The organism is Streptomyces sp. SID8352, from assembly GCF_009862265.1.
Lineage (GTDB): Bacteria > Actinomycetota > Actinomycetes > Streptomycetales > Streptomycetaceae > Streptomyces.
Genome location: NZ_WWGX01000083.1, coordinates 1 through 13,640 on the forward strand (window position 1 = coordinate 1; position 13,640 = coordinate 13,640).

The 13,640-nt window shown below is 74.3% G+C and carries 12 protein-coding genes; 10 read left to right on the top strand and 2 right to left on the bottom strand.

Annotation, left to right across the window (positions count from 1 at the left end; all coding sequences use genetic code 11):
• Positions 1-388 precede the first annotated feature (388 nt).
• Positions 389-1,291 carry a sugar phosphate isomerase/epimerase gene (locus tag GTY84_RS25210; protein ID WP_161228692.1) on the bottom strand — a complete coding sequence of 301 codons (903 nt, stop codon included), beginning with the start codon at positions 1,289-1,291 and terminating at the stop codon, positions 389-391.
• Positions 1,292-1,434: 143 nt separating this feature from the next.
• Between GTY84_RS25210 and iolC the strand changes: the two genes are divergently transcribed.
• The 3 genes from iolC to iolD all read left to right on the top strand — a co-directional run bounded on the left by iolC (position 1,435) and on the right by iolD (position 5,632).
• On the top strand, positions 1,435-2,397 hold the full coding sequence (gene iolC, locus GTY84_RS25215; RefSeq protein WP_161228693.1) for a 5-dehydro-2-deoxygluconokinase: 963 nt from the start codon (positions 1,435-1,437) through the stop codon (positions 2,395-2,397).
• 323 nt (positions 2,398-2,720) lie between these two features.
• Positions 2,721-3,764 (top strand): 5-deoxy-glucuronate isomerase, encoded by a 1,044-nt coding sequence (gene iolB, locus GTY84_RS25225; protein WP_237532649.1) that lies wholly within the window; start codon positions 2,721-2,723, stop codon positions 3,762-3,764.
• Positions 3,761-5,632 carry a 3D-(3,5/4)-trihydroxycyclohexane-1,2-dione acylhydrolase (decyclizing) gene (iolD, locus tag GTY84_RS25230; protein ID WP_161228694.1) on the top strand — a complete coding sequence of 624 codons (1,872 nt, stop codon included), beginning with the start codon at positions 3,761-3,763 and terminating at the stop codon, positions 5,630-5,632. Before iolB ends, iolD begins: the two co-directional genes overlap by 4 nt.
• A gap of 175 nt (positions 5,633-5,807) precedes the next feature.
• On the opposite strand, the gene GTY84_RS25235 is transcribed toward iolD, so the two are convergent.
• Positions 5,808-6,794 (bottom strand): aldo/keto reductase, encoded by a 987-nt coding sequence (locus GTY84_RS25235; protein WP_161228695.1) that lies wholly within the window; start codon positions 6,792-6,794, stop codon positions 5,808-5,810.
• 174 nt (positions 6,795-6,968) lie between these two features.
• Here GTY84_RS25235 and GTY84_RS25240 point away from each other — a divergent pair, with 174 nt between their 5' ends.
• The 7 genes from GTY84_RS25240 (at position 6,969) to GTY84_RS25270 (ending at position 13,568) form a co-directional block, all read left to right on the top strand.
• Positions 6,969-7,562: a histidine phosphatase family protein gene (locus GTY84_RS25240; RefSeq protein WP_161228696.1), complete on the top strand. Its 594-nt coding sequence runs from the start codon at positions 6,969-6,971 to the stop codon at positions 7,560-7,562.
• A 641-nt stretch (positions 7,563-8,203) separates the two neighbouring features.
• A complete protein-coding gene (locus GTY84_RS25245) occupies positions 8,204-8,875 on the top strand; it encodes a GntR family transcriptional regulator (protein ID WP_161228697.1) in 672 nt (223 codons plus the stop codon).
• On the top strand, positions 8,872-9,579 hold the full coding sequence (locus GTY84_RS25250) for an SDR family oxidoreductase (protein WP_161228698.1): 708 nt from the start codon (positions 8,872-8,874) through the stop codon (positions 9,577-9,579). Before GTY84_RS25245 ends, GTY84_RS25250 begins: the two co-directional genes overlap by 4 nt.
• 124 nt (positions 9,580-9,703) lie before the next feature.
• Complete coding sequence (locus GTY84_RS25255) at positions 9,704-10,711, top strand: ABC transporter substrate-binding protein (RefSeq protein ID WP_161228699.1); 1,008 nt, start codon at positions 9,704-9,706, stop codon at positions 10,709-10,711.
• Positions 10,712-10,722: 11 nt separating this feature from the next.
• Positions 10,723-11,625: an ABC transporter permease gene (locus GTY84_RS25260; RefSeq protein ID WP_161228700.1), complete on the top strand. Its 903-nt coding sequence runs from the start codon at positions 10,723-10,725 to the stop codon at positions 11,623-11,625.
• Positions 11,622-12,449: an ABC transporter permease gene (locus GTY84_RS25265; RefSeq protein ID WP_161228701.1), complete on the top strand. Its 828-nt coding sequence runs from the start codon at positions 11,622-11,624 to the stop codon at positions 12,447-12,449. Before GTY84_RS25260 ends, GTY84_RS25265 begins: the two co-directional genes overlap by 4 nt.
• 90 nt (positions 12,450-12,539) lie before the next feature.
• On the top strand, positions 12,540-13,568 hold the full coding sequence (locus GTY84_RS25270) for an ABC transporter ATP-binding protein (protein ID WP_161228702.1): 1,029 nt from the start codon (positions 12,540-12,542) through the stop codon (positions 13,566-13,568).
• Positions 13,569-13,640 lie beyond the last annotated feature (72 nt).

Below are 13,640 nucleotides of genomic sequence, written 5' to 3' on the forward strand. Positions count from 1 at the left end.
CGGCGGCGGGGCCGGGCCCCGGACTCCGTGTGATCACGCAGGCCAAACCCTACCCCATGCGCAGGCGGCATCGGGCCCCCGGCCGGGGTGGGGCGACGGAGTGTCCGCACCGGCGGCCGGACGCGACCACGCCCGGTCGCCCCGGGCGGTTCCGACCCGGACGGCGTCGCCGCGTGGACAGCGGCCTCGTCCTCCACGCGCCCGCCCTCCCGCTCCCGCCCGAGCCCCGCGGCCCCGCGGCCCCGGGTGGATCGTGTCCGCCCGCCCCTGGGCCGACCGGCGGGTCGTCCGGGTCGCCGGACGGCACCGGGTGCGCGGCGTCCCACGGATCACGCCGGGCGCCGCCACCGGCACGGTGGCGGACGCGCTGTTCGCCGTGGTCCTTCCGTCACGCCCCGCAGGAGCGCAGGAAGCGGCGGGTGCGGACCGCGATCGGCAGGGGTGACTCCGGGTCGCAGGGGTACATGTCCTGCTCGACGATGGCGAACAGGTCGATCCCGAGTCCCTGGGCCGCCGTGAGCACCGGCCCCAGGTCGGGCACGCCGGACGGCGGCTCGCACATCACCCCGCGCGCCACGGCCGGGCCGAAGGGCACGCCCTCCGCCCGGACCCCGGCGAGGATCTCCGGGTCGACCTGCTTGAGGTGGAGGTAGCCGAGGCGCTCGCCGTAGGTCTGGATCAGCTCGACGCTGTCGCCGCCGCAGTAGGCGTAGTGGCCGGTGTCCAGGCAGAGGCCGACCAGACCGGGGTCGGTGGCGTCCAGGAAGCGGGTGACGTGCTCCTCGGTGTCGATGTGGGTGTCGGCGTGCGGATGGACGACGGCCTCCAGCCCGTAGGCGTCCCGGACCTCGCGGCCCAGGCGCTCCATGCCCCGGGCGAGGTGGGTCCACTGCCGGGCGGTCAGTTCGGGCGGCTCCAGGATCTCGGCGGTCCGGTCGTCGCGCCAGAAGGAGGGGATGACGACGAGGTGCCGGGCGTCCACGGCGCGGGCCAGGGCGGCGACCCGGCGGACCTGCTCCCACGCCTCGTCCCAGGCGGCGGGGCCCCGGTGGAGTCCGCAGAAGACGGTGCCCGCCGAGACCCGCAGTCCGCGCCGGGCGACCTCGTCGGCGAGGCGGGCCGGATCGGTGGGGAGGTACCCGTAGGGGCCCAGTTCGATCCACGCGTAGCCGGCCTCCGCGACCTCGTCGAGGAAGCGTTCCCAGGGGACCTGGCGGGGGTCGTCGGGGAACCAGACGCCCCAGGAGTCGGGCGCCGAGCCGACGCGGATGCGGTCCAGGGCGGAGGACATGTCGGGGCTTCCCTTCGGCGTGCGACGGACGGGGCCGGGACCCCCCGGACGGATCAGGTCGCCGCCGCCCGGCGTCGACCGGGCCCTTCCGGGGGACCTACTGGAGGGACGGCAGCCACCGCCCGGTCCGAGGAGCCCCGTACATGACCGAGTCAGCGCAGGTCTTCGATCTGATCACGATGGGACGGGTCGGAGTCGATCTCTACCCCCTGCAAACGGGTGTACCCCTGGCCGACGTGGAGACGTTCGGCCGGTTCCTCGGCGGCTCGGCCGCCAACGTGGCCGTCGCCGCCGCCCGGCTGGGCCGCTCCGCCGCGCTGATCACCCGCACCGGTGACGACCCGTTCGGCGGATATCTGCGCCGCGCACTGGCGGAGTTCGGCGTGGACGGCCGCTGGGTGCGGGCGGTCGCCGCCTACCCGACCCCGGTGACCTTCTGCGAGATCTTCCCGCCGGACGACTTCCCCCTCTACTTCTACCGCCGCCCCAAGGCCCCCGACCTGGAGATCCACCCCGGGGAGCTGGATCTCGGGGCGATCCGGGCGGCCCGGGTGTTCTGGGTGACCGGCACCGGTCTGAGCGAGGAGCCGAGCCGTACGGCGACGCTGGAGGCGCTCGCCCACCGCGCGAAGTCCGGCACCACCGTCCTGGACCTGGACTGGCGGCCGATGTTCTGGAGCAGCCCCGACGACGCCCGGCCGTACTACGCGCGGGCCCTGCGGCACGCGACGGTCGCCGTCGGCAACGTCGCCGAGTGCGAGGTCGCCACCGGGCTGCGCGAGCCGCGCGCCTGCGCCGAGGCGCTGCTGGCGGCGGGGGTGGAGCTGGCCGTCGTCAAGAGGGGGCCGGCGGGGGTGCTGGCCGCGCACCGGGACGGACGGACCGTCGAGGTGCCACCGGTGCCGGTGGAGGTCGTCAACGGGCTGGGCGCGGGCGACGCCTTCGGCGGCTCGCTCTGCCACGGGCTGCTCTCCGGCTGGGACCTGGAGCGGACCGTGCGCCGGGCCAACGCCGCCGGCGCGCTGGTCGCCTCGCGGCTCGCCTGCTCGTCCGCGATGCCCACGGAGGCGGAGATCGACGGCCTCCTCGCGGACGCCGCGCCGTGACGCGCACCGGCGGAGGGGCCGCGGCGCGCCGTGACAAGCGCCGGCGGACGGGGCCATGACGCACCGCGACCCGCACCCCGCGAGCGGGCCGCACCGCGCCGTGACGCCCCGCCGTGACGGCGCCCCACCGGTGCCCGTCCCCTCGCCGCGCGCCGGACCCAACGGGGGAGCCCCTCCGGGACCCGCCCGGGAGGGCCCCGCCATGCCGCCGCGGCGGCGGCACAGGGCATGGTGGGGGCGGGGCACCGCGCCGCCCGGACCGGGCCGGTGCGCAAGGGGCCGCGGCCGCGGCCCCCGTCCCGCCGTGACCGAGGAGAGGACCGATGACGCACCACCTCCCCGCGGGCAGCGCCGCGAGCGGCCCGTATCTCGTGGACGTGACGCCCCGTACGGCCGGCTGGGGCCATGCGTCCCTGCGGGTGATCCGCCTTCCGCCGGGCGGCAGCCACAGCTTCGACAGCGGCGGGAGCGAGTGGATCGTCCTCCCGCTCAGCGGCGGCTGCACGGTCACGACCGGACCGGCCACCGGCGGGCCCGCCGCCGACCCGGCGGACACCGCCCCCGGGAACGTCACACCGGCGGAGACCTCCGGGACCGCTCCCGCGGTGGCCGCCCCCGGGCCCGGCGCTCCCCCGGACGCCGCCCGTCCGGGGCCCGCCGCCGGAGCCGGGCCGGACGCGCCGCGGACCTTCCGGCTCACCGGCCGCGACAGCGTCTTCGACGGGGTGAGCGACTTCGCCTACGTGCCCCGCGACGCCCGCACCACCGTGGCCTCGCAGGGCGGCGGACGGTTCGCGCTCGCCGGGGCCCGTTGCGCCCGGCGGCTGCCCGCCCGCCGCGGCCCCGCCCACCGGGTGCCCGTCGAGCTGCGGGGCTCCGGCAACTGCTCGCGGCAGGTCAACAACTTCGCCGCGGCCGACGCCTTCCCCTGCGACCGGCTGATCGCCGTCGAGGTGCTGACCCCCGGCGGCAACTGGTCCTCCTTCCCGCCCCACAAGCACGACCGGCACCGCCCCGGCGAGGAGTCGCAGCTGGAGGAGGTCTACTACTTCGAGTTCGCCGCCCACGACGGCGTCCCCGGCCTGGGCTACCAGCGGGTCAGCCCGTCCGGGGCGGGCGGGGGGACGGACGTGCTGGCCGAGGTCCGCGACGGGGACGTGGTGCTGGTCCCGGACGGCTGGCACGGGCCCTCGATGGCCGTGCCCGGCCACCACATGTACTACCTCAACGTGATGGCCGGGCCCGTCGACGAGCGCGCCTGGCGGATCCGCGACCACCCGGACCACGCCTGGGTCCGCGACACCTGGCCCGGAACCCCGGCCGACCCCCGGCTCCCCCTCTACAGCGCACCGGAGCGTCCCGCATGAGCACCGCCACCCACCGGCTCACCACCGCCCAGGCCCTCGTGCGCTTCCTGGCCGCCCAGTACACCGAACGCGACGGCGTGCGGCACCGGTCGGTCACCGGCGTCTGGGGCATCCTCGGCCACGGCAACGTGGCCGGGCTCGGCCAGGCCCTCGTCGAGTACGCCGGGCTGCTGCCGTTCCACCAGGGCCGCAGCGAACAGGCCATGGTGCACGCGGCCGTCGGGTACGCGCGGCGGCTCGGCCGGCTGTCGGCGCAGGCGGTGACGACCTCCATCGGTCCGGGCGCCACCAACCTCGTCACCGGGGCCGCGCTCGCCACCGTCAACCGGCTGCCCGTCCTGCTGCTGCCCGGCGACTACCTCGCCGCGCACCCCGCCGACCCGCTGCTCCAGCAGCTCGAACACCCGGTCGGTGCCGACGTCTCCGTCAACGACACGCTGCGGCCGGTGTCCCGCTACTTCGACCGCCTCACCCGCCCCGAGGCGCTGCTCGCCTCCGCCCCGGCCGCGATGCGGGTGCTCACCGACCCCGCGGAGACGGGCGCGGTGACCCTCGCGCTCCCCCAGGACGTCCAGGCCCAGGCCCACGACTGGCCCGCGGAGTTCTTCGCCGACCGGGTCTGGCGGGTGCGCCGCCCCGCACCCGATCCCGCCGAACTCGCTTACGCCGTGAGGGCGGTGCGGTCCGCGGCACGGCCGCTGATCGTCGCGGGCGGCGGGGTGCGGCACAGCGGGGCCGAGTCGGCGCTGCGGGTCCTGGCGGACGCCACCGGCATCCCCGTCACCTCCACCCAGTCCGGGAAGGGCTCGCTGCGCCACGACCACCCGGCCGACATGGGCGGCATCGGCCACACCGGCACCGCCGTCGCCGACGAACTGGCCCGCACCGCCGACCTGGTGATCGGGGTCGGCACCCGGTACACCGACTTCACCACCGCCTCCGGGACGCTGTTCCGGCGCCCGGACGTCCGCTTCCTCAACCTCAACATCACCGCCTTCGACGCCCACAAGCTCGCCGCGCGGACGCTGGTGTGCGACGCGCGGGCGGGGCTCACCGCGCTGGCCGAGGGGCTGTCCGGGCACCGGGTGGCGCCGGTCTACGAGGCGGAGTACCGGGCGGGCCGGGCCCGTTGGGAGGAGACGGTGGTGTCCGCCTTCGCCGCCGGCGACGGGAGCGGGGTGCCGACCCAGACGCAGGTGCTCGGGGCGCTCGACTCGGTGGTGGGCGACGAGGACGTGGTGGTCAACGCGGCCGGTTCGCTCCCCGGGGACCTGCACCGGCTCTGGCGGGCCCGGTCCCCGCACCAGTACCACGTGGAGTACGGCTACTCCTGCATGGGCTACGAGATCCCGGCCGCCCTCGGGGTGCTCCAGGCGGCGCCGGGAGCGCCGGTGTGGGCGCTGGTCGGGGACGGCACCTATCTGATGAACCCGACCGAGATCGTGACCGCCGTCCAGGAGGACCTGCCGCTCAGGCTGGTGCTGGTGCAGAACCACGGCTACGCCTCCATCGGCGGGCTGTCGGAGGCGGTGGGCGCCGGGGGCTTCGGCACCGCCTTCCGCCACCGTGCCGCCGACGGCTCGTTCACCGGGGCGCCGCTGCCGGTCGACCTCGCCGCCAACGCGGCCAGCCTGGGCATGGCGGTGCTGCGCGCCCGCACGGTGCGGGAGCTGCGCGAGGCCCTGGCGGCGGCACGCGAGGCGGTCCGGCCGACCTGCGTGTACGTCGAGACGGCGCCGGACCCGGCGGCCCCCGGCGCACACGCCTGGTGGGACGTGCCGGTCGCGGAGGTGTCCGCGCTGCCGTCCACCACCGCCGCGCGCGAGCGCTACGATCGGGAGGCCGCGGCCCGGCGGCGCCATCTCTGACGCGGCGGGCGGAGGGGCCGCCCGGTCCGCGCGGCCCCTCCCGCGTACCGGCACCCGGCGTTCACGCGCCCGCACCGCCCTCCGCCCGGCCTTGGCGCCCCCGGAGCCCCGCCGCCCGCGTCCACCCCCGTGGGCCGCGGGTGCCCGGGCCGGGGCCGCCACCGAAGCCCGCGGGTCAGTGGGCCGCGTCCAGCCGGGCCCGCTGGTCGGCGGTCAGCTCCAGGTCCACCGCCGCGAGGTTCTCCTCCAGCTGGGCCGTCGTCGAGGCCCCGGCGAGCGGCACGATGGGCAGTTCCGCGCCGATCTGCCAGGCCAGGACGACCTGGTTGGCGGTGGCCCCGGTCTCCCGGGCGATGTCCCGGAGCACCGCGAGCCGGGCCGGGGTGCCCGGGTGGTCGTAGTCCGGCGCCAGCGGCTTGTCCTCGCGGACGTAGGCCCCGGCCAGCAGGGGCGAGTACGCGACGAGCGTGAGGCCGGGCACGGCCCGCAGATAGCCGATCAGGTCCGGGCCCGCGTGGCCGAGGCTGCCGTCCGGGAACAGTCCGCTGGGCACGTCGAAGCGCGGGCGCAGCAGGCTGTGCTGGTACTGGAGCACCTCGTAGCCCGGCAGTCCGGCCGCGGCGGCCAGGGCGCGGGCCCGCTCGACGCGCCAGGCGGCCTGGTTGCTGACGCCGAGCAGTCCGACGGTGCCCTCCGCGACGAGGGCGCCGAAGGCCTCCACGGTCTCCTCCTGGGGGACGGTGGGGTCGTCGATGTGGGCGTACAGCAGGTCCAGCCGCTCCACGCCGAGCCGTTCGCGGCTGCGGTCGGCGGCCTCGCGGATGGTCCCGGCCGACAGGCCCTCCGGGTTGTCGAGGAAGCCGGTGCCGGGGGCGAGGGGGCGGGCGCCGAGCTTGGTGGCGATGAGGACCTCGTCGCCGACGCCCCGGCTGCGCCGCCAGCGGCCGAGCAGTTCCTCGCTCTGCCCGCCCTGACCGCCGTCGTGCCAGTAGGCGTAGTTGTCGGAGGTGTCGATGAGGGTGCCGCCTGCCTCGACGTAGCGGTCCAGCAGCGCGAACGCGGTCCGCTCGTCCGTGAACGACCCGAACAGCATCGCGCCGAGGGCCAGTACGCTCACCTCGCGCCGGCGTGCCGGGTCGGTGCCGATGACGCGGTACTTCATGGCGGTTCCTCCGTGTTTCTCCGGCCCGGTCCTCCGGGCACGGAAGGAGTCTCCGGGCTGGAGCGCACTCGAAGTCAACCCCCTTCCGGTGATGCTATGTTCGCGGCGGTTCACGCCCTTCCGGCGCCGCGCCGGCGCGGCGTCCCGGAACGGCTCCGACAGGGAGGGGCCCTCTTGACCAGCCGTGTGTTCCTGGTGGCGCCCGCGCTCAACTCCTCGGCCCGGCAGGCCCGGTTCGACGACGGGGCGCCGCTCGACGCGGCCGGCCGCGCCCTGGCGGAGCGCGCCGCGCGGTCGCTGCCGTCCGCCTCCGGGGTGGTGGTCTCGCCGACGGCACGGGCACGGGAGACGGCGGCGGCGCTCGGGCTCGCGGGCGAGGAGGTGGCGGCGCTCGGCCCGCTGGACGTCGGTGCCTGGCGGGGCCGCACCCTCGACGAGGTCACCGGGGCGGACCCGGGGGCGGTGGCCCGCTGGCTGGGCGATCCGGAGTCGGCGCCGCACGGGGGCGAGCCGTTGGCGGGCCTGTGCGCGCGGGTCGGGGACTGGCTGACCGGGGTGGGGGCGTCGGACGGCCGGGTCCTCGCGGTGGTGGAGCCCGATGTCGTGCGGGCCGCGGTGACCCGGGCGCTGGGCGCGCCGCCCCAGGTGTTCTGGCGACTGGACGTGCTCCCCCTGACGGTGACGGTGCTGACCGGCCGGTCGGGCCGGTGGAACCTGCGCCCGGGCACGGCCCTGTGCCCACCGGGAACACGGGGGGAGGAGCCCTGAGGGTCCCTCCCGTCCGCCGTGTCCCCGGTGGGCACGGGGCTCGGCGCGGGATGGCGCGACGGGACGCGGCCCGGAACGGGCGGGACGTCGGCCCTCCGGTCGCGCGGGTCGCCCTTCCCGAGGGTGACGGGCCGTCCACGGCCACCGGGCGGAGCGGTCCCGGCGGAGGGTCCTGGACCATGTCCTCCGGCGCTCCGGCCCGGTTGTAGTACCCGGCCCCGCCCTCCGGCGCCGGGGCCTCGTCCCGGACGGTCCCCGCCCCGGCGGTGTGCGTGCCGTTCCGGAGCGGCTCCGGAACGCCGCGGGCCGTCCGGCCGCCGGGCCGACCGGCCGAGCATGTTCCGGACCGTCGTCCATGGCCGGGAAGTGGCAGACGTGGACGACCTGCCCGCTCCGACAGCACCTCGGCCGGCGGCGGGTCGAGCCGCCGGGCACTCGACGGGTCCTCGGCCGAAGCGCTTCTCCGGCGCGGTGCCGCCGCCCGCCGGGAGGCCCGCCTCGTACGGCGCCGTGCCCGCCCGCGGAAACAGTGCCGAGAGGCCCGGGCCGGGAAGCCGGGCACCGGACGGGGTCAGGTCAAGAGTTGATAACGGGCGTCCGACCCCTTGCCAGGAGATATTTGATCAAAGATCATCGCTGTCATGACCCACACGTCTCCCCTCCGTCAGGAGGTGCGATCGATCGAGAGCCAGGTCTACGAACTGATCCGGGACCGGATCGTCCGTGCCGAATACGCCCCCGGTTCGAAGCTCCTCCTCATCCCCCTCTCCGAGGAGCTCCAGGTCAGCACCATGCCGGTGCGTTCGGCGCTGAAACGTCTCAGCGGCGAGGGGCTGGTGGTCTACCGGCCCAACAAGGGCGCGACGGTCGAGCCCCTCGAACTCGACGCGTTCCTCGAACTGCAGGAGATCCGCATGGCGATCGAGGTGCTCGCGGCCCGGACGTGCGCGCGGCGTGCTGACCCGTCCGTGATCACGGAGATGCGCGCCGTACTGGAGAAGCTGCGGACCGGCGCTTTAAGCCTGGAGGAGCTGATCGCCCTCGAGTGGCAGGGCTACCTCGTCTGCTACCGGGGATCGGACATGCCGCGACTGGTCGACCTGATCCTCGAACACGGCCGGCTCGTCGAACGCTATTCGCGGGCCGCGATCGGCGAGGTGTTCGACCGGGCGACGAGCGCCGCCGAGTACAGCGACCTGATCGCCGCCTGTGAGGGCCGCGACGAGGACGCCGCGCAGCGGGCCGTCGAGTCCGGTCTCCGACGCCACATCAGGACCCTCTCCGCCCAACTCCAGAAGAAGGAAGACGAATGAGCGTCGCAGTCATCACCGGAGCCGCGAGCGGCCTGGGCCGCGTGCTGGCCTCCGCCTTCGCCGAGGCCGGCCACCGGGTCGCCGGCATCGACGTCCGGGACGAGGAGCCGCCCGACGGGGTCACGGCGTGGAAGGCGGACCTGACGGACCCGGCAGCGGTCTCCACCGCGTTCACCGAGATCCGGGCGGCGCTGGGGGCCCCGACGGTCTGTGTGACCGCCGCCGGGATATACCCCCGCTCGACCCTCGGCGACGCCACCGCCGAGACCTACCGCGCGATCTTCGACGTGAACGTCCTCGGCACGCTCCTCGCCGCCCAGTCGTTCGCCTCGGTGGCGGACCCGTCGGCCCGCAACACGCTCGTCACCGTCTCCTCGGTCGACGGGATCACGCCCCTCGCCAAGTCCGTCCTCTACAGCGCCTCCAAGGCCGCCGTCATCAACCTGACCGCGGGCATCGCCGGGGAACTCGCCGGTCGCGGCATCCGCGTCGTCGGCATCGCGCCCGGCTACATCGCGACGGACCGGGTGATCGAACTCAACGGCGGCCGGGACAACCTGCCCGCCGACGCCTCCGACCCCGCCGAGATCGCCCGGGCCTGCGTCGGCCTGACGCGGGACGGCGGCATCCCGTTGCTCACCGGGCAGACCGTGACGCTGCGCCGCAGCGCCCTGGAAGCCCCCTCCCTCGCCGAATCCGAGTGAACCCGTACGCGCACAGCCGTATCCGCCCCACCAAGCACAGACGAACCTGAACGAAGGACTTCCCATGGCTCTCCTCAGAAGTAGAAGGCCCCGCTGGATCCGCGCACTCGCCCTGGGCGCGTGCATGACGGTCGGCGCGCCGCTGCTGGCGGCGTGCGGCAGCGGCTCCGACAGCGGTTCCGGTGGCGGGCAGGTGGTCTTCGCCGACTACGGCGGTGTCACCGACGAGGGCTTCAAGGCGGCCTACTTCAAGGACTTCACCAAGGAGACGGGCATCAAGGTCGTGACGGCCAACGCCGACATGGCCCGGTACATCGCGATGGCCAAGGCCGGCAAGTCGCAGTGGGACACGATCGACGCCGACGGCTTCGCCGTGGTGAGCCTGGCCGACCGCGGCCTCGTCCAGAAGCTGCCGCCCAGCGTGCCGCGCAGCGACGCCGTGACCGGGAAGTACCGCGACTACTCGGCCGGCGGGTACACCCAGAGCTTCGTGCTGACGTACCGGAAGTCGGCGTTCAAGACCGCTCCCACCTCCTGGGCCGACGTCTGGGACACCAAGAAGTTCCCCGGCAAGCGCGGCTGGCCGAACTACTACATCGCCACCGCGGAGGCCGCCCTCCTCGCCGACGGCGCCCGGGAGGCGGACCTCTACCCGCTCGACCTCGACCGCGCCTTCGGCAAGCTCGACAAGCTCAAGCCGGCGATGACGATCTACGACTCCTACGCCGCCGTCACCCAGGGGCTCCAGGCCGGAAGCGTCGACATGGCGCTGCTGCCCAACGGCCGCGCCGCGGTGCTGGCGAAGGAGGACCCCGACATCGCCCTCATGTGGGAGCAGAACATCTTCTACCCCTGGAGCGGTCTGACGATACCCAAGGGCGCGCCCAACACCGAGGAGACGGCCAAGCTGCTGGCCCTCATGCAGGACCCGAAGCGCCAGGCCGCGTTCGCCGAGAAGACCTACTACGGCCCGACCATGAAGGCGGCCTACGACCTGATCGACCCGGAGGTCGCCGCCGAACTGCCGGGCACACCGGAGCACGAGGCGCTCGCCGTCACCGTGGACACCGTGGCGCTCGCGGCGCAGACCGACGAGTACATCAAACGCTACTCGGCCTGGGTCGCGAAGTGACCCGTACCGGCATGGACGCCGTCACGACGGCGGCCGGGCCCTCCGCCCGGCCGCCGGCCCCCGCCCCGGCCCCCACCCGCACCCGGCGCTTCGGGCTCGGCCGGGGAGCCCCGCCGCTGCTCGCCGTCCCCCTCCTGTTCCTGACGGGCTGCCTGGTCGTCCCGCTGTTCTTCGTGCTCAGGACCGCGTTCTCCGACGAGAGCGACGTGACCTTCCTGAGCACCGTCCAGGACCCCCTGTTCCGCGCCGCGCTTCTCAGGACGATCGTCATGGCCGCCGTCGTGACCGTGATCTGCGTCGTCCTCGGCCTCGTCTTCGCCCTGGCCCTGTCGATGACGCGCGGGGCGGTGCGGGCCGTGCTCGGCGCCGGGCTCGCCGCGACCTTCGTCATCTCGCTGATGGTGCGCACCTACGGCTGGATCATCCTGATGCAGCCGAAGGGCCTCCTCGCCGACCTCCTCAACACGCTCCACGTCCTCGACGGGCCGCTGGACCTGCTCCAGACCGCCCCGGCGATGTACCTGGGCATGGTCCATGTGATGCTGCCGTACTCGGTCCTCCTCACCTACTCGGTGATCCAGGGCCTCGATCCCAACCAGCTCAAGGCCGCGCGCGGCATGGGCGCGTCCGGGCTGCTGACCTTCCGCCGTGTGGTCCTGCCCCAGATCATGTCCGGTGTCGCAGCGGGCGCGATCCTCGTCTTCATGATCTCGCTGAGCTTCTATGTGACGCCGGCGTTCCTGGGCGGGCCGACCCAGCTGACCATGGGAACGCTCATCGGCCGCGAGATGGGCGAGATCTTCGACTTCAAGTCCGCGGCGATCATGGGCACGATCCTGCTCGCGGTCGTCGGAGCCCTCTATCTGCTGGCGGAGCGCCTGTTCCGGATCAGCGAGATGTGGGAGAACACATGAGCGCCACCGATCTCGAGAGCAACCTCCGGCGGGGGATGCGCCGTCAGCGGCCGTGGCTGGTCGGTGCCGGTCTGCTCATCACCGTCTATCTGGTCGTCCCGATGCTCATCGTCGTCCCGGCGTCCTTCACCTCCGGCTCGTTCCTCCAGGTACCGCCCGACGGATTCTCCTGGCGCTGGTACCGGGCGGTCTTCGACGGCGACGACTGGACGCGCGCGTTCGCCTCGTCGGTACGGGTGTCCGCGACGGCGGCGACCGCGGCCATCGCCGTCGGGACGCTCGCCGCACTCGGCCTGGCGCGGGTCCGGCGATTCGGCCGCGTCCTGCGGCCCGTGTTCTTCCTGCCGATGGTGCTGCCGTACATCGTCTTCGCCCTCGGCCTCGGCCAGGTGGCGATCCCGCTCGGCATGGACGACACCCTCTGGCCGCTGCTGGCCGGACAGGCGGTCCTCTGCCTGCCCATCGCCTTCCTCACCGTGGCCGGCGGCATGTCGAAGATCGACCCGGCGTACGCACGGGCCGCGTCCAGCATGGGGGCGAGCTGGTGGCGCACCGTCTGGAAGGTCGAACTCCCGTTGCTGCGCCGGAACATCCTCACCGGCTGGCTGCTCGCCTTCGCCTTCGGCTTCGACGAGGTCGTCCTCGCCCTCTTCCTCTCGCCTCCCGGCCGGGAGACCCTGCCGGCGAAGTTGTACACGGAGGCCTCCCAGAACGTGTCGCCGCTGCTCGCGTCGGTCAGCGGACTGGTCGTCGCGCTGACCGTCCTCGTCGCCCTCGCGGTGCTGGTCACCCGCAGGGTGAGCGCCGGCGGATCCCGTTCCTGACCCAGCACACGCCTCGTCGCGGCGGGAGTCCGGCCGGCGGCGGAGCCCGCGGCCGGCCCGTCCGGGCCGACGGCGCATAAGGAGAACCACATGAGCCTCGACGTGGAAATCAAGGACCTGTCCCTGTCCATCGGCGGCACCCGAATCCTCACGGACGTGAACCTGCGCGTCCCCCAGGGCAGCTTCGTGACGCTGCTGGGCCCGAGCGGATCGGGCAAGAGCACCACACTCAACGTCCTGGCCGGCTTCCTCACCCCGGACAGGGGCCAGGTCCTCTTCGGCGGGCAGGACGTCAAGGACCTGCCGCCCGGTGCCCGGCAGCTCGGCATCGTGTTCCAGAACTACGCGATCTTCCCCCACATGACGGTGGGTGAGAACGTGCGGTTCCCGCTCGTCGCGCAGCGCATCGGCACCGACCACGGCAAGCGCGTGGCGGACATGCTGGAACTGGTGAAACTGGGCGGGTTCGAGAAGCGCAGGGCCTCCACCCTCAGCGGTGGCCAGTTGCAGCGGGTGGCGCTCGCCCGCGCGCTGGCGGCACGGCCGCAGGTCCTCCTGCTGGACGAGCCCCTCTCCGCCCTCGACAAGCAACTGCGCGAGGCCATGCAGAGCGAGCTGAAGGCCATCCAGCGCGAGGTGGGCGTGACCACCATCAGCGTCACGCACGACCAGGCCGAGGCCCTCTCGATGTCGGACCTCGTCGTCGTCATGAACGGCGGCCGGGTCGAACAGGCCGGTACCGCGGAGGAGATGTACTGCCGCCCCGGTACCGAGTTCCTCGCCCGCTTCCTCGGCGAGGTGAACCTCCTGCCGGTGGCGCCGGACGGCTCGTGCCGCCCTCTGGACGTCCGGGCGACGGACGCGACCGGCCGCCTCCTGGTGATCCGCCCCGAAGACCTCAGGATCGGGCGGACCGACGGGCCGGGCTTCGACGCCACCGTCACCGACGTCCAGTTCCAGGGGGGCACCCTGCGGCTGGAGGTCTCCGTCCCGGACTCCCCGCTGCCCCTGGTGGTCCGGTCCTCCTACGCGGGATACGGCTCGGTCCCGCGGACGGGCGAGAAGGTCCGCCTGTCGCACGACTTCTCCTTCCTCCACTTCGTCGACCCTGCGGCCTGAGCCGCGGCCCGTCCGGCGAACCACCGCAGCAGAACCACCACTCGACTTCCGGTCCACCCGCCGGAGAAAGGT